Raw genomic sequence first — 21,531 nt, forward strand, 5'->3', positions numbered from 1 at the left:
CGCGGGGTTCAGCTGAAGGATTTTTTGCCTGGCCGTCTCGACGTGTCAGAAGCGTGAGAAGATGGCCGTTCTTGACCGGTCGGCGCGGCGTACTGATACGTAACTTACGGTTCCGTAGGTACGATTCACCGCATGACTGCGCCCGTCCCCGACGCGCCCACGGACTCGCCGGCCGCAGGCCGCGGTCCCGGAGCGCCCTCCCTGTCGCAGCCGGAACCTCATCCGGTCAAGCCCAAGCTCCGCGGCTGGCTGCACCTCGGCATGTTCCCGGCCGTCCTGATCTCCGGCCTGGTGCTCACCGCCCTCGCGAGCTCGACCCGCGGCCGGATCGCCTGCGGAATCTTCGTCCTGACCGCCTGCCTGCTGTTCGGGGTCAGCGCGCTCTACCACCGCGGCGACTGGAGCCCGCGCATGGACGGCGTCCTGCGCAGACTCGACCACGCCAACATCTTCCTGATCATCGCGGGCACCTACACGCCGCTGACGATGCTGCTGCTCCCGGGCGCCAAGGGAGAGTGGCTCCTCTGGAGCGTCTGGGGCGCGGCGGCGGCCGGCATCGCCTTCCGGGTGTTCTGGGTCGGCGCCCCGCGCTGGCTCTACACCCCCTGCTACATCGCGATGGGCTGGGCCGCCGTCTTCTTCCTCCCGGACTTCATGCGCACGGGCGGGATCGCCGTCCTCGTCCTGGTGATCGTCGGAGGCCTGCTCTACAGCGCGGGCGGAGTGATCTACGGGATCAAACGCCCCAACCCCTCCCCCCGCTGGTTCGGCTTCCACGAGGTCTTCCACTCCCTCACCCTCGCGGCGTTCGTCGTGCACTACGTGGGCATCTCGCTGGTGGCCTACCAGCACGGCTGACCCCACCGGCCGGGCCCTTCCCGGCACCTCTTCCCTTCCGGTCACCCCAGGGCCGCGACTCACGAGTCGCGGCCCTTTGTCGTGCCGGGCGTCGGGACGAACGTCCGTGCGGGCACCGGCCGGCACTCCAGCAGTCACATCCCATTGACAGTAGCTAGCTTTTGAGAGCTACTCTCATTTTATGGTGACTCTCACTCAGAAGGACGCCGCGGGGCGCGACCCCCGCCGCTGGTGGGCCCTGGGGGCCCTGGTCGCGAGCATGCTCGTGCTCGGCTTCGACATGACGATCCTCAACGTGGCGCTGCCGACGATGGCCCGCGCCCTGGACGCGAGCACGGGCGAACAGCAGTGGATGGCCGATGCCTACGTCGTCGTCTTCGCCGCGCTGATGCTGCCGGCCGGCCTGCTGGGCGACCGCTTCGGACGGCGCCGGATGCTCATCACCGGCCTCGGCGTCTTCCTGGCCGGCTCCCTGGTGGGCGCGCTGGCCGACGACGTCACCCCGCTGATCCTCGCCCGCGCGCTGATGGGTGTCGGCGGCGCGCTCGTGATGCCGCTCGCCATGGCCGTCCTGCCGTCGCTGTTCGGCCCCGAGGAACGCACCAAGGCCGTCGGCGCGGTCTCCGCCGCCTCCGCGCTGGGCCTGCCGCTCGGCCCGATCGTCGGCGGCTGGCTGCTCGACCACTTCTGGTGGGGCTCGGTCTTCCTGGTCAACGTGCCCATGGCCGCGATCGGCATCGCCGCCTGCGTCTTCCTGCTCCCCGAGACCCGCGACCCGGCCTCGCCCCGGGTCGACATCGTCTCCACGGCGCTCACCGCGGCCGGCCTCAGCATCCTCATCTACGCGATCATCGAGGCCCCGGGTCGCGGCTGGGGCGATCCGCTGATCCTCGGCCTCTTCGCCGCCTCCCTCGTCCTGATCGCGGGGCTCGTCGTCCGCGAGCGCCGCAGCCCCCGCCCGATGCTCGACCTCTCCCTTCTCACCCGGCGCGGCTTCCTGCTCAACACGCTCGCCGCGACCCTCGTGATGTTCGTGCTGTCCGGGCTGATGTTCGTACTGCCGCAGTATCTGCAGGCGGTGCTCGGACACGACGCGTTCGCCACCGGGGTGCGGATGCTGCCGATGATGGGCGGCCTGCTGATCGCCTCCAGGGGCGCCCAGCCGCTGCTGGCCAGGTTCGGGGCGCGGGGCGTGATCAGCGGGGGCCTGGTCACCCTCGCCTTCGCCGCGGTCCTCGGCAGCCGTACGACCGTCGACGACGGCTACGGCTTCACCGCCCTGTGGCTGTCGATCGCCGGACTCGGCTTCGGTTTCGCCGTGGTGCCCGCGATGTCCGCCGCCCTCGGCGCGCTGCCCCGCGACCGCGCCGGAAGCGGCTCGGGGCTCCTCATGACCGTGCGCCAGGTGGGCAGCGCGATCGGTATCGCGCTGCTCGGCTCGCTGCTGGCGAGCACGTACGGCGACCGGCTCGACACGTCCGGGCTGCCGCACGCGGCCGCGGACACCGCCGCCGACTCGGTGGTCGGCGCCCATGTGGTCGCGGCACGGCTCGGCGACCACGCGCTCGCCGCCTCCGCGAACGCCTCCTACATCCACGGCATGGACCTGGTCCTGCTGGTCAGCGGGATCGCGGCGCTCGTCACCGCACTGCTCGCCGCGGCACTCCTGTCGAACCCCGAGCCGGCCGCCGCCCACGCCCCCGAGGAGGACACCGGCATGGCTCCGACGCCCGCCGATGCCCGACAATGAGCGTCATGGCCGCCACCGCACACAGCTCCCCTCCCGCCCCGGGCACCCAGCCGGGGCTCAGGGAGCGGAAGAAGATGAAGACCCGGATCGCGATCCGTGAGGCGACGTACCGGCTGATCCGGGAACAGGGGTACGAGGCGACGACCGTCGAGCAGATCGCGGAGGCGGCCGAGGTCTCCCCGTCCACGGTCTTCCGCTACTTCCCCGCCAAGGAGGACATCGTCCTCACCGACGAGTACGACGCCCTCCTCGAGGAGGAGCTGCGGGCACGGCCCGCGGACGAGCCGTGGTTCGACTCCCTGCGGTACGTGCTGAGCAAGGCCATCGGCATCGGGAGCTCCGAGGAGCCCGAGGTGACCCGGTTGCGGGCCCGGCTGATGGTCGAGATCCCCGCGGTCCGCTCCCGGATGATGGAGAGCATGTCCGTCACCGGCCGCCTGCTGTGCCGCGCGATCGGGGAACGCGTCGGCCGGGATCCCGGCAGCCTCGAAGTGCGCGTCTTCGCGATGTCGCTGATCGGGGGCCTGCTGGAGACCTCGCTGTACTGGGCCGAGGGCGACCACCGGGAGGACTTCGCCGAGATCGTCGACCGCGCGGTGGACGTCCTGCAGCACGGCCTGCCGGTGGCGAAGGGCTCATGACATCCTGACCGGGTGAACGGACCGGAGATCCTCGTCGCCTTCGCCCCGGAACTGGGCCTGTTCGTACCGCACGCGCGGCGTCGCGCCGCCACCGCCGTCGCCACCGACGGCTCCTCGACCCTCGGCCATGTCGTCGAGTCGCTCGGCGTCCCGCTGACCGAGGTCGGCGCCCTGGTCGTGGACGGCCGGGAGGTCCCGGTGTCGCACGTCCCCGCGGCAGGCGAGTCCGTACGCGTACGACCGGTCGAACGCCCGCAGCGGGTTCCCGGCGCCCCGCTCCGCTTCCTCCTCGACGTCCACCTCGGTACCCTCGCCCGTCGTCTGCGACTCCTCGGCGTCGACACGGCGTACGAGTCGACGGACATCGGCGACCCGGCCCTCGCCACCCGCTCCGCGGACGAGCGGCGCGTCCTGCTCAGCCGTGACCGCGGACTGCTGCGCCGCCGCGAGCTGTGGGCGGGCGCGTTCGTCTACAGCACTCGGCCCGACGACCAACTCCGTGACGTCCTGGGCCGGTTCACACCCGAGCTGCTGCCCTGGACACGCTGCACCGCCTGCAACGGCCTGCTCCAGGAGGCCACCAAGGAGCAAGTCGCCGGCCGGCTGGAGAACGGCACCGAGCGCTCGTACGACGTGTTCGCGCAGTGCCGGGAGTGCGGGCGCGCCTACTGGAGGGGCGCGCACCACGAGAACCTGGAGGCCATCGTGGGGCGCGCCCTCGCCGAGTTCGGGCGGGCCGGGAGAGCCGGCCAGGGCATGCCGTTCGGCTGAGGCACCCCTTGCCGCACGTCCCGCCGCGTGAGCGAAACGGCGGGCCCAGCGGTGGTCTAGCGGCGCCTCACGTCCTTGGCTCCGCAGGCCACCCCGTCCCGGTTCGGGTCGAGGCCCAGCGGGTCGTCCTCGCCGTTGACCCGGAGGCGGCCGTAGTCGTTGGCCTTCAGCCACGCGCAGCGCGGGGCCGTCGCCCTGCCGACGCCGGCCGGGAAGACCGTCGGCACACAGACGTTGACGGTGCCGTAGTGCCGGTCGCAGCCGGAGATCGTGGTCGGGACCTTCTGCGAACTCCGTTGCCTGCCGCCCTTGGTGACCGTGCCCGTCGGGGAGTCGGCGAAGGAGTGGACGTGCGCCGAGGCGGTGTCCGCGGCGAGCGCCGACGGCCCCTGGAGATGCACCCATCTGGCCACCGAGGGGACGCCGTTGGCGTCGACCGCGAAGAGCATGTACCAACCGGGTGGCGCCAGGCTGGGGTTGCTCGTCACGTTGAGGTCGACGTTGTCGCCGTCCACGCTCAGCGGCAGGTCCACGAACCGCTGGTTGGGGTCGGACGAGTGCGTCACCGCGGCGGGCCGGATCAGTTCCGCCTTCACGACGGGCCGGTCGACCGTGATGCGCTGGGTGTCCCCGTACACCCACTCGTTGTCGATCAGGGAGGTGATGGCCGGGCGGGTGCCCTTGAGCAGGTAGGGCGGCGTGTAGAGGGACACGTCGTGGTTCCAGGTGCCGTTGCCCGGGTTGTCGCCGGTGGCCATGACGCGGCCGTCGGGCAGCAGGAACGCGGAGGAGTGGTAGCCCCGCGCCTCCGGGTCGGCGGCCACCGGATCGAAGGTGGAGGAGGCCGGGTCGAAGATCGACGCCTCGAAGACGGGACCGGCACGGTTGTGCAGAGCGCCGCCCGTCTCCAGCACCTTCCCGTCGGGCAGCAGGACGGCGGAGACGTACATCTTGCCCTGACCGCCCGTCTCCGGGACCTTGCCGCCGCCGAGGTCGACGGTGCCCTGCGGGATCTGCGGGCCCGTCGTGTACGCCGGGTTCGCGGCCTTGAGGTCGATGACGTCGGTGAGCCGGTTCGCGTCCGGGTTGGAGTCGATGTTGCCGCCGCCGAGCGTGAGGACCTTCTGGTCCTGGGCCGGGGGCAGCAGCACGCTGGCGGACTGGTCGCGCTCGTCCTTGTTCCGCAGCCCCGGCACCGCCGTCACCGTGTTGGCGTCGTAGTCGTAGATCGCCGAGCCGGTACCCGGGGTGCCGTCGCCGAAGACATGGCTGCCGGAGTAGAAGAGCCGCCCGTCCTGCATCAGGATCATCGACGGGTACAGACCCCAGTACGACCAGGTCTGGGCGACCTGCGTGAACGGCAGCCACCGCTGCTGCGCCGCCGACCAGCGCTCGGCCGTCACCGACCCGGTGGAGTCCTCGCGCAGTCCGCCGAACGAGATGACGTCACCGTTGCCGAGCTCGGTGGCCGACGGGTACCAGTGGCCGTCGTTCAGGTCGTTCGTCCTGCTGTACGTCTCGGTGACGGGGTCGAAGACGTACGACTCCTTGTACCCCTCGTAGCCGTGCCCGCCCGCGACCGGGAACGCCTTGTTGCCGCTCATCACCAGCACCCGCCCGTCGGCGAGCTGGACGTGCCCCGAGCAGAACATGTCCTTCGGCGTGGGGATCACCTTGTACGTGCCGTTCACCGGGTCGTAGACCGCGCTGGTGAACGTGCCCGCCTCGAAGTTCTCCTCGCTGTTGCCGGACCCGGCGATCAGCAGCACCTTGCCGTTGTTGAGGACGACGGAGTGCATGGAGCGCACCGGGTTCTGGGTGGGGAGCACGTCCCAGCGGCCGTCTGCGCACTGGTCGGCGGTACCGGTGCAGGTGGCCGGCGGGATCGGGTCGACGACCTGCTCCATCGTGTAGTCGTCGGTGGTCGCCGAGCCGGTGCCGTACACCGAGACACCCCAGGTGATCCGGTCGGTACCGGCCGGGACGACGGGCGTACGGACGCTCGCCCGGGTCCAGGCCGCCGCCATGTCCAGGGTCTTGAGGTCGGTCCAGTACTGCCAGCCCGCCGTCGTGTCGTGCCGGAAGACGGTGACGGCGGCATCCGGAGTCGTCGTCCTGTACCAGAGGCCCAAGTCGTACTGCCTGCCCGCGGCGACCACCGGCGCGCAGGCCGCGGACTCCGTGATCAGCGCCTTGCGGTCGCCGTCAACACGCCGGGTCAGGCTGACCTGCATCGCCTTGGAGCCGGAGTGGGAGCCGCTCACCGTGGCGAACGTGACGTCGTTGTCGCCCCAGCCGGACTTCTCCCAGCAGTACGGCATGCCGTCCGTACCGGCGGTCTCGAAGCCTGGATTGGTGACGAGGTTCGCGGCCGAGGCGGGCTGCGGCGAGACGATCAGCAGCCCGGCGGCCAGCGCCGCCACGGCCAGCAGTGAGGTTCCGCGTCGTGGTCGCACCAGGAATCTCACGCGGCTCTCCTCGCCGCGCGGCTGCCGCCGCCGCTCTCGCCCGGGGCCTCGCGGCCGCGGCGCGGCAGGTAGACCAGCGCCTCGGTGCCGGCGAAGCGCAGGACGAAGGTCGTCACCAGGGCCAGGGCGGTGGCAGACAGCGCGCTCATCGCGAAGTGGTGGACGAACAGGGCGATCAGGGGGATGCGCAGGACCAGATCGGCGTTGGCGAGCAGGGCGAAGCGGCCCACGCGGTCCCACCGGCCCCGGTGCCTGCGGCGTTCGCGGAACAGCAGGTGCTCGATGAGCAGGAAGTTCCAGGCGACGCCGAACTGGTTGGCGAGGATCTCCGCCGGCAGGTAGTGCAGGCCGGCGGCGGTGAGCGCGTACAGGCCGAGCAGGTTGGGCAGGAAGCCGGTGGCGCCGATCAGGCCGAAGACGATCATCCGGGCGAGCGGTGAGGCGGTGCGCAGCCCGGCGAGGTGGCGCAGGAAACGGAATCCCTCCCGCGCGGTCGACTTGGACTCGCCCGCGAACCGGTCCTGGAAGACGAAGGGCACCTCGGTGACCTGGCGGGGGCGGCTGCGGACGGCGAGTTCGAGCAGGATCTTGTAGCCGAGTGGCTGGAGGACGCCGGCGGTGACCGCGCTGCGGCGGATCGCGAAGAAGCCGCTCATCGGGTCGCTGATGCCGTGCAGCCGGCGTGGGAAGAGGGTCTTGGTCAGCCAGGTCGCGCCGCGTGAGACGGCGATGCGGTAGCCGCCGGCGAGTCCCGCGCGGCTGCCGCCCTTGGTGTAGCGGCTGGCGACGACGAGGCCGGCGCCGGACCGCTCTCCGGCGGCCACCAGTTCCGGTACCAGGGACGGCGGGTGCTGGAGGTCGCCGTCCATGACGACGATCCAGTCCGAGGTCGCCGCCCGCAGTCCTTCGACGACCGCGCCGCCGAGGCCCCCGACGGGCTGTTCGCGGTGCAGGACGGTCACCGGGAACGAGCAGTCCGGCGCGGCCCGGGTGATCACCCCGGGGGTGTCGTCGGTGGAGTCGTCCACGAAGACCACCTCGCAGGGCAGCCGGGCCGGTACCGACTCGGTGATCCGGCGCAGCAGTTCGCGGACGTTGCCGGCCTCGTTGAAGGTCGGTACGACGATGGTGACCGCACCCGGTTCGGGAACCTCCGCGGCGCCCACCGCCGGCTCGCCCAGCTCACCGGGGACCGTACTCTCGAAGCTGCTCATCGACTGCCTCCGGTACTCGACGTGGTGGTGCTCACGGTGACCCGCCGGATCTCGATGCGGTCCTCGCCCGTGCCGAAGGTGGCGACCGGTGTGGAGTGCTCGATGGCCGCCCTGACGTCGGGCAGGTCCACGGCGTCGCGCCGTACGGTCGGGGAGGCGACGACGTAGTCGACGTCCTTCCAGCCGCCCGGCATCGTGGCGGTCACCGCGGGGTCGAGGTCCGCCTTGTAGAACCAGATGACCCCGAGGCCGGGCCGGTAACCGTCGTGCACCAGGTCGAGCCAGAGCGCGTCGTCCACCAGGACCCGGGTGCCCGCCGGGTCCGGCACCTCGGTCCTCAGCCAGGAAGCCGCCGCCCGGTAGGGGACGTTGGCGTCGGTGGTGACGGCGGTGCGGTCGCCGTCGTACCAGCGCGGCAGGACGAACCCGGCGGCCACCGCCACGAGCGCGGTCGCCGTCACCCGCCGCCCCCAGGTGAGGGCGGGCTTCTCCGCGGTGCCGCGCCGTCGGCGCAGCACCGCGTGGAGCACGCTCGCGCTGCCACCGGCGAGGACCAGCGCGAGGAACGGCAGCGCCTGGATGACGTACATCGCGGGCAGGTAGCCGCTCGGGCGCAGCGCCACCAGGGCCAGGATCGCGACGGTGAGCGCGGGTCCGGCCAGGGCGCGGGCGGTGACCGACCAGCGCCAGGTGGCCAGGAGGAGCAGGGCTCCGGCGAGGCCGCCGAGGATCAGTACGCGGTCGTAGTAGAGCCAGGAGTGCAGGACTCCGTACGAGCCGGAGCCGGGGTCGAGGACGAAGCCGGAGCCCGGGCGGCTCATCTGGTACGTGATGCCCTCCCAGAGCGAGACATGGCCCGCGCCGGGGAGGAGTTCGCCCTTGAGCAGGGCAAAAAGCGGATAGAAGAGGCCGAGCAGGGCGCAGGCGGTGACGGCGCCGGTGAGCGCGAACTTGCGGGTGTCGCGGTGGCCGTGGCGCCACATGGTGACCAGCAGGGCGGGGAGGACGACGAGCATCGTCTCCTTGGTGAGCACGGCGGCCGCGGCGGCGACGCCCGCCCCGAAGTGGTGCCACAGGTGACGGCTCGGGGACGCGGCGAGGCAGAACGCGAGCAGCGTCCACATGACCGCGATGTTGTCGAGGAAGATCTCGCGCTGCAGCACGACCGACAGCGGCGAGAGGCCGAAGAGGACCATCGCGAGCCCGGCCGCCCAGCGCGGCAGCGAGAGACGGCGTGCGAGGACGTACAGGAGGACGGCGCTGACCGCGGTGACCGCGGGCATCGCCATCCGCATCGGGCCGACCGTCATCAGCGAGGGGTCGAGGTGGGCGGGTATCCAGGTCAGGGCGGCCAGCTGGATCCAGCCGAGGGGCGGGTGGTCGTACCAGTACGTGTAGGGGGCGAGGCCCTTGCCCTGCTGCACGGCCCAGGCCTGGGCGAGATAGGTGCCCTCGTCGTCGCTGAGGGTGGGGTAGTCGGCGATGTTCCAGCCCTGCACGACGATGATCGCCAGCAGCAGCGCACCGCACAGGGCGAGGTCGGCGCGCGAGGTGCGCAGCCGCCGGAGCGGGGGGAGGCCGGGGGCGTTCCCGGGCCCGGAGGGCCGTTGTTGCGCGGGGACCGTGGGAGTGGTCGCCGCGGGAAGAGTGGAGGTCACGCGGAAGGTCCTCTCGGGACTTTCGGGACATGCCGAAAGGTTCGGGACGTGCGTGGGCGGGGACCCTGGCACCACGGCGTGCGGGACCGGCGCGGGTCCGCCGGGTGGATCCCCGGCGACCGCTTCGGACCCCGGCGGGTCGCTTCGGACTTCGGCGGGTCGTTTCGGGTGCCGCGGGTCGCTTCGGCGCTAGCGGACCGCTTCGGCTTCCATGAGGTGCGCGCCGACGTGACGGGTCAACTCCCAGTCGTCGCGTCCCCTTTGCTCACGCCACACGGCCCGGACGGCCGCACCGGCGAGAAGCACCTGATAGAAGGGGCCGCCCGCGACGAGCTTGAGGTAGTGCACGAAGCGGACGCGGAGTCCGTACTGCCTGCCGAAGTCGTGCAGCCCGACGAGTTCGAAGACGAAGGTGACCAGGGCGGTCACGGCCGGCAGGAAGGTGGTGAAGGCGATGCCGACGGGCACATCGAGGAACAGGGCGACGGCCACGTTGAGCGGGATGACCACACCGGAGAGCGCCTGGAGATACGGCGTCATGAGCGTGTAGCGGGCCAGCAACCGCTGCCCGAATCCCGGCAGTTGCCTCCAGTCCTTCTTGCGGTAGACCTGGAGGAAGCCCTGGTTCCAGCGGGTGCGCTGCTTGAGCAGCGACATCAGGCTGCCGGGGGTCTCCTCCCGGGTGACCATGTCGCAGTCGTAGGCGACGACGACCTTCTTGCCGACGCTGGACAGGCGGACCCCCAGGTCGCAGTCCTCGGCGAGGCAGTCGGGATCCCAGCCGCCGGCCTCCCGCAGCACGTCCGTCCGGACGAACACGGTGTTGCCGCCGAGTGGGATGAAACCTTTCTGCGCGTGCAGGTGGAGCCGTGAGCGGAACCAGAAGAAGTACTCCAGGCAGTTGCGCAGGCTGTACCAGCTGGAGTTGAAGTTGATGAGCTGGACCCCGCCCTGGACGACGTCCGCGCCCGTCGCGCGAAACGCGTGGTCGACGTGGGCGAGCAGCTCCGGATGCACCTGGTCCTCGGCGTCGAAGACTCCCACGACGTCGCCGCGGCAGTGCGGCAGCGCCGTGTTCATGGCCTTCGGCTTGTTCTTCCGCTGGTGCCGGTCGACGACGACCCGCACCCGTGCGTCACGCGCGGCGGCCCGCCGGGCGACCTCCGTGGTCTCGGGATCGTCGTGTCCGACGATCACGATGATCTCGAAGTCCGTGTGACTCGACTCCAGCAGCCGCTGGACGGTGTGGTCGAGCACGGCCTGTTCGTGGCGGGCCGGCAGGAGCAGCGAGAAGGCGAGCCGGTCACCGCCGTCCGGTCTGCCGAAGCGGGTGGAAGCCAGCACCTCGGGCGTACGCCACGCGTGCATCTGCCACCACAGGGTGAAGGCGGCCATCCAGAAGAGGGCCAGCGAAACGGCAGCGATGAGGACAGACGTGAAGACAGACGTGAGCAACAGATCCCCCCAGATCCCCGAATCCCCCGGTCACGACGGTGCGTCACATCCGTCGCGTCATGGAGCAGAGACTATGGGCGATATGTGAAGGCCGCGGGATGCCCCGGTGAAGAGCGCGTTTCCGCACCCGCGGGCGGACTGCCGCGACAGGCGAACACCGGTCGCGTCCACGGCGGTTGAGGACCGCCCGTCTCAGCTGCTCAGAGCGGTGCGCAGACGCTCGGGATCGGTTGTCGGAGCGTCACAGGTGAAGTTACGGCAGACGTACGCGGCGGGCTCCCCCTCCACCAGCGGGCGGCCGGCGAGCAGCGGAAGCTCGTCACTCTCCGCAGCGCCCACGGCGACGACGGCCCCCGGCGCGGTGCCCAGCAGCGCCGTCCGGTGCAGCGCCCGGGTCATGGTGTGGCCGGCCGGTCCCACGACCGCGACCTCGCGCGGCCCGTCGAGCAGCGCCTCGGCGACCGCGAGTCCCCAGCCGACGAAGCGCGGAGCACGCGGCCCGAGCGCCTTCACGACCCCCAACGCCCGCTCCGCGGCGACACGATGCGGCTCGGAACCGGTCTGCGAGGCGTACGACAGCAGGGCGCCGGCCGCCGCGCTCCAACCGGAGGGCGTGGCGTTGTCGGTCGGGTCCTGGGGGCGGCGGATGAGCCGCTCCGCGTCGGCCGCGGTGTCGTACAGGGCGCCCGACGCGGGATCGGTGAACTGCGCGAGCACGTGGTCGAGGAGGAACCCGGCGAACTCCAGCCAGACGCCCTCACCGGTCACCGAGGCCAGCGCGAGGAAGCCCTCCGCGACGTCGGCGTAGTCCTCCAGCACCCCGGCGTTCGCACCGGCACGCCCGTCCCGGCTGGTACGGGTCAGCCGCGCCCGGTCGTCCATGTGCAGACGCACGAGGAGGTCCGCGGCGCCGATCGCGGCGTCCACCAGGTCGGGGCGGTCGAAGTACGCGCCGGTCTCGGCGAGCGCGGCGACGGCGAGCCCGTTCCACGCGGCCACGACCTTGTCGTCACGGCCGGGCGCCGGACGCTCCGACCGGGCGGCCAACAGCAGACGGCGCGCGCCGGCCACCTTCTCGGCGTCGAACACGCCTTCCTGCTGCGGAAGTTGCAGCACCGAGGAACCCTCCTCGAAGCTGCCCTCCGCGGTCACCCCGAAGTACTCGGCGGCGAGTTCGGCGTCGTCCCCCAGGACCTCGCGCAGCTGCGCGGGCGTCCACACGTAGTACGCGCCCTCGACGTGCCGGCCGCTCCCGTCGTCGCTGTCGGCGTCGAGCGCGGAAGCGAACCCGCCCTCGGCGGTGCGCAGTTCACGCACCATGAAGTCGGCGGTCTCCAGCGCGACACGGCGGGCGAGCTCGGAGCCGGTGGCGCGCCAGAGGTGCGCGTAGACACGGCAGAGCAGCGCGTTGTCGTACAGCATCTTCTCGAAGTGCGGGACCACCCACTCACGGTCGACGGAGTACCGGGCGAACCCCCCGCCGAGCTGGTCGTAGATACCGCCGCGCGCCATCCGCTCACAGGTGTCCCGCGCCATCTGGAGGGCGCCCTCGGAGCCGGTGCGGGCGTGGTGGCGGAGCAGGAACTCCACGACCATGGACGGCGGGAACTTGGGCGCGCCGCCGAAACCGCCGCGGCTCGCGTCGTACTCCCGGGTGAGCCCGAGCAGGGCCCCGGCCAGCTCCTCCTCGCCGGGCACCCGGTCGTCCCCGAAGCTCATCTCGCGCCCGCCGAGGTCCCGCACGATCTTCTCCGCGACCTCGGCGACCTCCTCGCGCCGCTCGGTCCAGGCGCCGTGCACGCCCTCCAGGATCTGGCGGAAGCCCGGCATGCCGTGGCGGGGGGCGGGCGGGAAGTAGGTCCCGAAGTAGAAGGGCTCCGCCTCGGGTGTCAGGAAGACCGTCATCGGCCAGCCGCCCTGGCCGGTCGCCGCCTGCACGGCCTCCATGTAGACCGCGTCGACGTCCGGGCGCTCCTCGCGGTCCACCTTGACGCTCACGAAGTGCTCGTTCAGATACGCGGCCGTCGTCTCGTCCTCGAAGGACTCGTGAGCCATGACATGACACCAGTGACAACTGCTGTAGCCGACACTCAGCAGGACCGGGACGCCCCGCTCGCGTGCCTCGTCGAAGGCCTCGGCCGACCACGGCCACCAGTCGACGGGATTGTCGGCGTGCTGCAGCAGATACGGGGACGTCTCATGGGCCAGTCGGTTCACGCTTCCACTCTCCCACGCCGTCCGGCACGGCGGAGAAGTGCCGCTGCACCGGGCGCGTCCCGCCCGCCGGTGATCGCCGCCCTCTCGCGCTCACGTCCCCCACCAAGGACACTTGACCACAAGGGAGTTGCCGCCGGAGGGGGACGCGAGATGCGGGACAGCCATCGGGCGGAGGCCGAACGGCTGCTGGCCCGGGCCGTCGAGGAAGAGGTACGGCGCTCGGGCGGACGTACGGACGGGACCGTGCTTCTGTCACGGGCCCGCGCCGAACTCGACACCCTCGGCCGGGCCGCCGCCGAGGAGTACGGCGCCTACACCCGCGCCCTCGACGCGGCGGACGCCGGCCGGCTGACGTTCGCACAGCGCTACGCCCGGGACGGTGCCGGAACTCCGTTGCTGGTGGCGGTCGTTGCCGCCGTCGCCGCCTGCGCGGCGGACCTGGCGCTGGGCACCGGCACGGGCACGGCGGTCGGCGCGGGAGCGACGGTCGCGGTGGTGGCCGCCGCGGCCACCGTGCTCAAGGTGACGGCCGCCCACGTGCCGGCCGCGAGCCGCCGGGCCGGAGCGCTGGGCCTGCCCGGCGGTGCCGAGCAGCTGCGCCTCCAGTGGCTGACCGCCTTGGAGGTCCGCGGCATCCGGCCCTTCCTCGACCAGCAGCGGGTGGTCAGCGCCTCCGCGGGCGCGAAGCAGGGCGCGCCGCAGCTGCGCCGCACCGACAAGAGCGCGGCCGCACGCCGCCGCAGCGTCCTCGAGCAGTCGTTCGGGCAGCTGCCCGAACCCGCCGGTCCGTTCGCGGGGCGCCGGACCGAACTGGCACGGGTCGCCCAGTGGGTGCACGCGGCACGCGCCGGCACCGAGTCGAAACCGACGGTGGTGGTGCTGCACGGCGCGCCCGGCTCCGGCCGCAGCGCCCTCGCGATCCGGGCGGCGCACAGCCTGCGGGACCAGTTCCGGGGCGCGTGCGTGGTCGACCTGCGCGGCGACAGCACCGAGGAACCGCCCCTGACCACCCGCGACGCCCTCCTCCACCTCCTCAACCGGCTTGGCGCACCCCGCGAGCAGCTCCTCTTCCGCGAGCGTTCCTCACCCGACCAGCAGGTCAGACGGCTCAGCGAGCTGTACCACCAGCATCTGACGGGTCTGCCGGTCACGATCGTGCTCGACGACGCCTCGGACGCCGAGCAGGTGCGCACCCTGGTCCCGGAACGCTCGGAGAGCCTGGTCCTGGTCACCGCCCGCACCGCGCTCGACCTGCCCGCCGACCTCCCCGCCCGGGTGCACCAGCTCCCGGTCGAGGCGCTCGACGCGGCGGGCGGCGAGGAACTGCTGAACGCGGCGGCCCAGGACGCGTCGGACCCCTACGACGCCGAGGCCTCCGACCGGGTGCGGGAGTTGTGCGGCGGCCTCCCGCTGGCCCTGCGCCTCGCGGGTTCCTCGCTCGGCCCCCGCACCTCACGCCGACTCGCCGCCGACCTCGGGGCGTACGGTCCCGTGGAGCCGGTCGAACGGGCGCTGTGGCTGCGCTACACGGACCAGACCGACGCGGCACGGCGGCTGCTGCGCCGGCTGGCCCTCGCCGGCCGGGCCTCGCTGGGCACCGCGGCGGCGGCATCCCTGCTGGCGACGGACGAACCGGAAGCGACCCGGCACCTGACGGCACTGGCGCGGGCGGGCCTGATCGACCACGTCCGCGGCAGCCGCTACCGCCTGCACGACCTCGTCCGGGCCTTCGCCCAGGCCCGGCTGCTGGACGAGGAGGAACCCGCCGAGCGGACGGCGGCGCAGGAACGCCTGATCGTGAACTACGCGGAGCTGGCGGACTCGGTGATCCGGCTGGTCGACGGCAAGACGTCCACCCGGGCCGACCAGTTCGGCCCGCAGGGCTTCACCTCCCTCGACGCGGCCCTGCGCTGGCTGGACGACGAGTCCAGTTTCATCACGGCGGCGCTGCGGCACGCGGAGGGCGTGGACCAGGCGGCCGTGCTGCACCTTCTGGGCGCCCTGTGCGACTACTGCCTGCTGCGCGGCGACCTCTACCGCCTGGGCGAGATCAGCGAGCTGACGCAGGCCGTCGACCAGGGACTGCTGGTCCGCTCCGTCCAGTGGCGCACCGGCATCGCGGCCCGCCAGCTCGGTGAGCTGGACAAGGCCCACACCACCCTGTCGTCCGTGGTGAACCTCTACTTCGAGGCGCATCACGACGCGGGCGCGGCCCGCGCCCTGTGCTCGCTCGGCATCACCCTGCACCACCAGGGCAACCTCACCGAGGCGGCGGCCAGGCTCCAGGAGGCCATGGACCTGCAGGTCTCCCCCGACCTCGCGGCGGACCGCGCCTGGACGATGCACGCGCTGGCCGCGGTGGAACGCGACCGCGGCCGGATCGCCACGGCGCTGGCCCTGCTCACCGAGGCCCTGGTCCTGCACCACGAGGGCGAGTCCGTGCACGGCGAGGCCTGGGCCCACTTCCAGCTCGGCCAGCTGGGCCTGCGCATGGGCGACGTGCCGCGCGCGGAGCGGGAGCTGCGCGCGGCCCTCGATCTGTACGGGCGGACCCGCGACGCCCGCGGCGAGGCCTGGGCCCTGACGCAGCTGGCCCGCGCCCGTCTCGTCGACGGCGACCCGTCCACCGCGGTCACGGGCCTGCGCCAGGCGACCTCCCGGCACCGGGAGAACGAGGACGCGCGCGGGGAGGCCTGGACGGTGTACTACCTGGGCCAGGCCCTGGAGGAGACCGGCGACCTGGACCGCGCGGTCCGTGAGCTGGAGCGCTCCCGCTCGATGTTCTCCCGGATGCGGGACGTCTACGGGCTCGCGTGCGCACGCCACCACTCGGCCCGCGTCACCCGTGACCAGCGCGCCGCGCAGACCGGCTCGCTGCGCAACTCGGGCTTCGCCCGCCAGCTGCTGGTGGACGCGCGGGCCGACTTCCAGCGGATCGGCGTGGCGCACGGTGAGGCGTGGACGTGCCTGGAACTGGCGGTGGTCGACGCCGGCAACGCCCGTACGCCACAGGCCCTCGCGCTGTGCGACGAGGCGGCCGGGCTGTTCGCCTCGTACGGCGACCGGCGGGGCGAGGACTGGGCGAGGTTCCTGAGGTGCACCCTGCTGCCGTACGCGTCCGCGGGCGGCCTGGAAGTGGGCAGCGCCGTCGCCCTGGAGGAACTGGCCCAGCTCTCCCGCTCCGGCCACCCCTTGCGCGACGGAAAGCTCGACGACTACGTCGAGGCGTACCAGCTCCTGCTCGAACGCGGGGTCGACCTGGACGCGGGCTGGCAGGCCTGGCGCCTGCGGATGGTGCCCAACCGGCATGCCCGGGAGGTCATGGGGGTGACGGTCGGGACGGCTCCTTAGGGCCCGGGGGCGCTCGCCGGCCAAGGGGCGTGCGTCGAGGGCCGCTGAGGGGTACGGGGGCCGCTGAGGCGACGGGGGTCGCTGAGGCGCACAAGGGCCGCCGAGGCGTACGAGGGTGCGCGGGGGACTCCGCCGCCCGCCGCCCTCGTCGGGCGGGACCCGCGACGCGCGCGAGGGACTCCGGTGAGGTCCGCCGCATGGTCCGTTCAGCGGGACCGCGGGGCACGGGCGATCGCCCGTGCCGACCAGGCGGTGCGGGCACGCGGGATCGTCGAGGCCGCGTGAACACGGGTGATCGACGAGGCCGTACGGGGACAGGTGATCGACGAAGTCACGTGCGGGCACGAGTCATCGACCAAGCCGCGTGCGGGCACAGGTGATCGACGAGGGCGCGCCCGGGGACGTCGTGTCCGTGAGGCGGCCCCCGGCGTGGCCCGGGCCGGTGTCCACGCGTCCGGGCGTCCTCACTCGGAGGAGCGGCCGCACGGGCGCGTCCCCCCGGCCGTCCGGGAGGACGCGATACACGGACCCGACGGCCCTCCCCGCGGACCGCTCGCGCTCCGCGGACCACTCGCGCCACGCGGAGCGGACGCGCCGGAGGCTCAGCCCTTCGCGGGGGAGGCCTTACCGCCCACCGGGCCGCCGGTCCCCTTGCCGGTGGCCGCGGTGTCCTTCCCCGCGTCCTCCTCGAAGGTGACCTTGCCCAGTCGGCGGTTCATGGACTTCATCAGACCCCACACGGCCAGGGCCATCACCGCGAAGACGATGAAGCCGAGGACGCCGGGGGTGACCTTGTTCTGGTCGACCTCCTTGGCGAGGGGGACGAGGTGCGTCAGTGCCAGGCTTGCGCTCATGTCAGGCATTGTCGCGGATGCCCGCAAAGAGGTCGTCCTCGGGGAGGGAGGTATCGACGAGGGACGTCGCGAGCTCGTACTCCTCGGTCGGCCAGACCTCCTTCTGGATCTCCATGGGGACCTTGAACCAGCCGCCGTCGGGGTCGATCTGGGTGGCGTGCGCGATCAGCGCCTTGTCCCGGATCTCGAAGAACTCGGCACACGGAACATGCGTGGTCAGCGTGCGCTCGGTGCGCTCGAACTCGCTCCAGCGCTTCAGCCAGTCCCCGTACGGCGACTCCAGGCCGCGGTCCAGCAGCGCGTTGTGCAGCGCCTCGGTGCGCGGACGGTTGAAGCCCTGGTTGTAGTAGAGCTTCTGCGGCTGGAAGGCCGTGCCGTACTCGGACTCCGGGTACTTCTCGGTGTCCGACGCGCCCTCGAAGGCCACCATCGAGATCTTGTGGGTCATGATGTGGTCGGGGTGCGGATAGCCGCCGTTCTCGTCATAGGTGGTGATCACCTGGGGACGGAACGAGCGGATCTGCCTGACCAGCTCACCGGCCGCCTTGTCCACGTCCTCGAGCGCGAAACAGCCCTCGGGCAGCGGCGGCAGCGGGTCGCCCTCGGGCAGGCCCGAGTCGACGAAGCCGAGCCACTCCTGCTTGACGCCGAGGATCTCGCGGGCCTCGTCCATCTCCTTCTTGCGTACCTCGTGGATGTGCTCCTCGATGTACTTGTCGCCCTGGAGCTTGGGGTTGAGGATGGAGCCGCGCTCCCCGCCCGTGCAGGTCACGACCAGCACGTCCACCCCCTCGGACACGTACTTCGCCATGGTGGCCGCGCCCTTGCTCGACTCGTCGTCGGGGTGGGCGTGCACGGCCATCAGTCGCAGCTGGTCAGTCAAGACACAATCCTCGGTCAGTCGGCTGTCGCCTGGGTAGGTCGGCTGTCGGCGCCCGGCGTGAATCAGCGCGATGGGCGGCTTCTATAGTGACGGAATCGGGGGGCGAATAATTCCGGGGGCCCCGTTCCCCGGGCCCCTCCCAGGACCGCGGCCAGGCCTCGGTCCCGGCCCTGCCGAGAGGACGATCATGAGTACGGCGCGCACGCAGCTGCCCGAGGGCCGGTACGGCCGCTCCGCGGACGAGCGCGCCGACCGGAAACTCAAGATCCTCGGCAGCGTGCTGGGAATCGTCGTCCTCGCCCTGATCGGCTGGTTCGCCTACTACTACGTCGGCGAGAACAAGATCAGCGCCCAGGTGATCACCTTCGACGCGTCCGCCGACTCGGTCCAGGTGCACCTGGAGGTGCACAAGGACGCGGACGCGCACGGCTACTGCACCCTGCGCTCGCAGAGCGCGGACGGCGCGGAGGTGGGCCGCGCGGACTTCCGCTTCGACCAGGACGCCTCGCGCATCGACAAGGTCGTCACGCTCCGTACGACCTCTCGCGGCAGCACGGCGGAGCTGCTCGGCTGCCACGCCGACTGACATCGCCCGGGTACCTCTCCCCCGTTAACCGCTCTGACCTGGGTTGACGTAATTCTGATGTCTTATGTCCTCCCCCTTGAGCCGCTGAATTGTTAGGCTCGTGGTTTCGCCCACCCGTGAAAGAACATGCTTCTGGGTAGGGCGATGCTTTGTATTCCCAGTACCTACGAGGAGCACCTGTGACCCAGACCAGCGAGAACGTCACCTGGCTGACCCAGGAGGCGTACAACCAGCTCAGGGCCGAGCTGGAGTACCTGTCTGGTCCCGCGCGCACGGAGATCGCCGGCAAGATCGCGGCCGCGCGCGAGGAGGGCGACCTGCGGGAGAACGGCGGGTACCACGCGGCCAAGGAAGAGCAGGGCAAGCAGGAGCTCCGCGTGCGCCAGCTCACCCAGCTCCTGGAGAACGCCAAGGTGGGCGAGGCCCCCGCGGCGGACGGCGTGGTCGCCCCCGGCATGGTCGTCACCATCGCGTTCGACGGTGACGAGGACGACACGCTGGACTTCCTGCTCGCCTCGCGCGAGTACGCCAGCGCCGACATCGAGACGTACTCGCCGCAGTCCCCCCTGGGGTCCGGCGTGAACGGCAAGAAGGTCGGCGAGGACGCGCGGTACGAGCTGCCGAACGGCAAGCTCGCCTCGGTGAAGATCCTCAAGGCCGTGCCCTACCAGGGCTGAGCAGCCCCGGGCCTCGCCAGGGCCGAGCCCCCGACCGGGCACGGACGGCACTCCGGTCCCGGACCCTTCGCTCCGACGGTGCCCCCGGCCCGCGCCGGGGGCACCGTCATGTCCGGGCCCCTGTCACCGGGGACCGGCCCGGCGGCCCACGCCGGGCCCCGGACTCCGGCCGGCGCCCGGGTCACGCCCCGGCGGACCGGTACTTGCGTACGGCCAGGGTCCGGAAGACCAGGATGATCAGGACCGACCAGATCAGCGAGGCCCACACCGGGTGCTGCATGGGCCAGGCGTCGGGCGTCCGGAAGCCCGGCGGAAGGTTGCCGAACAGCTCGCGGCACGCCTGCACGGTGGCGCTGAACGGGTTCCACTCCGCGATGTGGCGCAGGAAGGACGGCATCTGGTTCGCGTCCACGAACGCGTTCGAGATGAATGTCAGCGGAAACAGCCAGATCAGGCCGCCCGAGGTCGCCGCTTCGGGAGTGCGCACGGACAGGCCGATGAGGGCACCGATCCACGAGAACGCGTACCCCAGAAGCAGGAGCAGGCCGAATCCGGCGAGCACCTTGCCGAAGTTCTCGTGGGTGCGCCATCCGACGATCACGGCGACGACCGCGAGGACGACGAGGGTGAGTGCGGTCTGTACCAGGTCGGCGATGGTGCGGCCGGTCAGCACCGCGCCACGTGCCATGGGCAGGGAGCGGAAGCGGTCGATGAGCCCCTTGTGCATGTCGTCCGCGATACCGGCGCCCGCACCGGCCGTGGCGAACGTGACGGTCTGGGCGAAGATGCCGGCCATCAGGAACTCGCGGTAGGCCTGGGTGGTGCTGGACGAGCCGATCTGGATCGAGCCGCCGAACACGTAGGTGAACAGGACGACGAACATGATGGGCTGGATCAGCCCGAAAATGAGCATCTCGGGAATCCGGGCCATGCGGATCAGATTCCGGTGGGCGATGACCAGGGAGTCGCGCACGGACTGGCCGAGGACTCCCTTGGGGACCGCCACCGGGGCGGTGTCTGTCACGGCACTCACTTCGCGGACTCCTTCTTCGCCTTGCGGCCCTTCACGTCCGCCGCCTCGTCGCTCTCCTCTTCCTTCACCTCGGCCACATGGCCGGTGAGGGAGAGGAAGACGTCGTCGAGGGTGGGCCGGCGCAGGCCGATGTCGTCGATCTCGATACCGCGGCCGTCCAGCTCGCGGATGACCTCCGCGAGGAGCTTCGCGCCACCGGTGACGGGGACGGTGAGCTTGCGGGTGTGCTCCTCGACGGTGGTCTCGCCCTTGCCGAAACCGCGCAGCACCCCGGCGGCGGTCGCCATGTGTTCGCGCTCGTGCACGACGACCTCCACGCGCTCACCGCCGGTCCGTGCCTTGAGCTCGTCGGCGGTGCCGCGGGCGATGACGCGGCCCTGGTCGACCACGCAGATGTCGTGCGCGAGGTGGTCGGCCTCCTCCAGGTACTGGGTGGTCAGCAGGAGCGTCGTACCGCCGGAGACCAGCTGCTTGATGACCCCCCACAGCTGCTGGCGGTTGCGCGGGTCGAGGCCCGTCGTCGGCTCGTCCATGAACATCACCGGCGGTGAGACGACCAGCGCGGCGGCCAGGTCGAGCCGGCGGCGCATGCCGCCCGAGTAGGTCTTCGCGGTGCGGTCGGCCGCGTCCGTCAGATGGAACTGGTCGAGCAGCTCGACGGCCCGTTCCTTCGCGGCCTTCGCCCGCATCTGGTAGAGCCTGCCGACCATCTGGAGGTTCTCGCGGCCGGTCAGGTACTCGTCGACCGCGGCGAACTGTCCGGACAGGCCGACCCTGCGCCGTACCGCGTCGGGGTGCTTGAGCACGTCGACACCGGCCACGACCGCCTTTCCGCTGTCGGGTCGCAGCAGGGTCGTCAGGCAGCGGACGGCGGTGGTCTTGCCCGCGCCGTTCGGCCCGAGGAGGCCCAGGACGGTGCCCTCGGGTACATCGAGGTCGACGCCGTCCAGAGCCTTTACGTCACCGAAGGTCTTGACCAGACCTTCGGCGTAGATGGCGCCTGGCATGTGAGTTCTCCACGTCTTCGGGGATTTTCACTCTGAGTACTGGTTGCTTCTGCTGAGTTCTGCCGAGTTCTGATGATTTATGGCTTTCCAGCGATTTGCGCAGGTTCG

General features: G+C 71.5%; 16 protein-coding genes. 7 read left to right on the top strand and 9 right to left on the bottom strand.

Annotated elements, in window-relative coordinates:
- Positions 1 to 132: 132 nt before the first annotated feature.
- The 4 genes from trhA to GFH48_RS15770 all read left to right on the top strand — a co-directional run bounded on the left by trhA (position 133) and on the right by GFH48_RS15770 (position 4,020).
- Complete coding sequence (trhA, locus tag GFH48_RS15755) at positions 133 to 858, top strand: PAQR family membrane homeostasis protein TrhA (RefSeq protein WP_153288889.1); 726 nt, start codon at positions 133 to 135, stop codon at positions 856 to 858.
- Positions 859 to 1,039: 181 nt separating this feature from the next.
- A complete protein-coding gene (locus GFH48_RS15760) occupies positions 1,040 to 2,608 on the top strand; it encodes an MFS transporter (RefSeq protein ID WP_153288890.1) in 1,569 nt (522 codons plus the stop codon).
- A complete protein-coding gene (locus GFH48_RS15765; RefSeq protein ID WP_407698637.1) occupies positions 2,605 to 3,249 on the top strand; it encodes a TetR/AcrR family transcriptional regulator in 645 nt (214 codons plus the stop codon). The genes GFH48_RS15760 and GFH48_RS15765 overlap by 4 nt, the downstream gene beginning before the upstream one ends.
- Positions 3,250 to 3,261: 12 nt before the next feature.
- Complete coding sequence (locus tag GFH48_RS15770; RefSeq protein ID WP_153288892.1) at positions 3,262 to 4,020, top strand: Mut7-C RNAse domain-containing protein; 759 nt, start codon at positions 3,262 to 3,264, stop codon at positions 4,018 to 4,020.
- 56 nt (positions 4,021 to 4,076) lie between these two features.
- Here the strand turns inward: GFH48_RS15770 and GFH48_RS15775 are convergent, their stop codons facing one another.
- The 5 genes from GFH48_RS15775 to GFH48_RS15795 form a co-directional block, all read right to left on the bottom strand.
- Positions 4,077 to 6,341 carry a galactose oxidase-like domain-containing protein gene (locus tag GFH48_RS15775; protein ID WP_407698713.1) on the bottom strand — a complete coding sequence of 755 codons (2,265 nt, stop codon included), beginning with the start codon at positions 6,339 to 6,341 and terminating at the stop codon, positions 4,077 to 4,079.
- A gap of 143 nt (positions 6,342 to 6,484) precedes the next feature.
- Positions 6,485 to 7,702, bottom strand: a complete 1,218-nt coding sequence (locus tag GFH48_RS15780) for a glycosyltransferase (protein WP_153288893.1) — start codon at positions 7,700 to 7,702, stop codon at positions 6,485 to 6,487.
- Complete coding sequence (locus tag GFH48_RS15785; RefSeq protein ID WP_153288894.1) at positions 7,699 to 9,360, bottom strand: ArnT family glycosyltransferase; 1,662 nt, start codon at positions 9,358 to 9,360, stop codon at positions 7,699 to 7,701. The genes GFH48_RS15780 and GFH48_RS15785 overlap by 4 nt, the downstream gene beginning before the upstream one ends.
- 189 nt (positions 9,361 to 9,549) lie before the next feature.
- Complete coding sequence (locus GFH48_RS15790) at positions 9,550 to 10,755, bottom strand: glycosyltransferase (RefSeq protein ID WP_153292927.1); 1,206 nt, start codon at positions 10,753 to 10,755, stop codon at positions 9,550 to 9,552.
- 252 nt (positions 10,756 to 11,007) lie between these two features.
- On the bottom strand, positions 11,008 to 13,032 hold the full coding sequence (locus GFH48_RS15795) for a thioredoxin domain-containing protein (protein WP_153288895.1): 2,025 nt from the start codon (positions 13,030 to 13,032) through the stop codon (positions 11,008 to 11,010).
- A gap of 150 nt (positions 13,033 to 13,182) precedes the next feature.
- Here GFH48_RS15795 and GFH48_RS15800 point away from each other — a divergent pair, with 150 nt between their 5' ends.
- Positions 13,183 to 16,383, top strand: a complete 3,201-nt coding sequence (locus tag GFH48_RS15800; protein WP_153288896.1) for a tetratricopeptide repeat protein — start codon at positions 13,183 to 13,185, stop codon at positions 16,381 to 16,383.
- Positions 16,384 to 16,985: 602 nt separating this feature from the next.
- Here the strand turns inward: GFH48_RS15800 and GFH48_RS15805 are convergent.
- On the bottom strand, positions 16,986 to 17,246 hold the full coding sequence (locus tag GFH48_RS15805; RefSeq protein WP_153288897.1) for a hypothetical protein: 261 nt from the start codon (positions 17,244 to 17,246) through the stop codon (positions 16,986 to 16,988).
- Positions 17,239 to 18,099, bottom strand: a complete 861-nt coding sequence (gene mca, locus GFH48_RS15810) for a mycothiol conjugate amidase Mca (protein WP_194280853.1) — start codon at positions 18,097 to 18,099, stop codon at positions 17,239 to 17,241. The genes GFH48_RS15805 and mca overlap by 8 nt, the downstream gene beginning before the upstream one ends.
- Positions 18,100 to 18,307: 208 nt before the next feature.
- On the opposite strand from mca, the gene GFH48_RS15815 reads away from it, so the two are divergent.
- The gene (locus tag GFH48_RS15815) at positions 18,308 to 18,706 is read left to right on the top strand and encodes a DUF4307 domain-containing protein (RefSeq protein WP_153288899.1); all 399 of its coding nucleotides are present in this window, start codon (positions 18,308 to 18,310) and stop codon (positions 18,704 to 18,706) included.
- 179 nt (positions 18,707 to 18,885) lie between these two features.
- Positions 18,886 to 19,383 (top strand): transcription elongation factor GreA, encoded by a 498-nt coding sequence (gene greA, locus GFH48_RS15820; protein WP_153288900.1) that lies wholly within the window; start codon positions 18,886 to 18,888, stop codon positions 19,381 to 19,383.
- 181 nt (positions 19,384 to 19,564) lie between these two features.
- Here the strand turns inward: greA and GFH48_RS15825 are convergent, their stop codons facing one another.
- Together GFH48_RS15825 and GFH48_RS15830 are read right to left on the bottom strand one after the other, a co-directional pair.
- On the bottom strand, positions 19,565 to 20,416 hold the full coding sequence (locus GFH48_RS15825; protein WP_153288901.1) for an ABC transporter permease: 852 nt from the start codon (positions 20,414 to 20,416) through the stop codon (positions 19,565 to 19,567).
- Complete coding sequence (locus GFH48_RS15830) at positions 20,413 to 21,423, bottom strand: ATP-binding cassette domain-containing protein (protein WP_153288902.1); 1,011 nt, start codon at positions 21,421 to 21,423, stop codon at positions 20,413 to 20,415. Before GFH48_RS15830 ends, GFH48_RS15825 begins: the two co-directional genes overlap by 4 nt.
- Positions 21,424 to 21,531: the final 108 nt, after the last annotated feature.

It is taken from the genome of Streptomyces fagopyri, from assembly GCF_009498275.1.
Taxonomy (GTDB): Bacteria; Actinomycetota; Actinomycetes; order Streptomycetales; family Streptomycetaceae; genus Streptomyces; species Streptomyces fagopyri.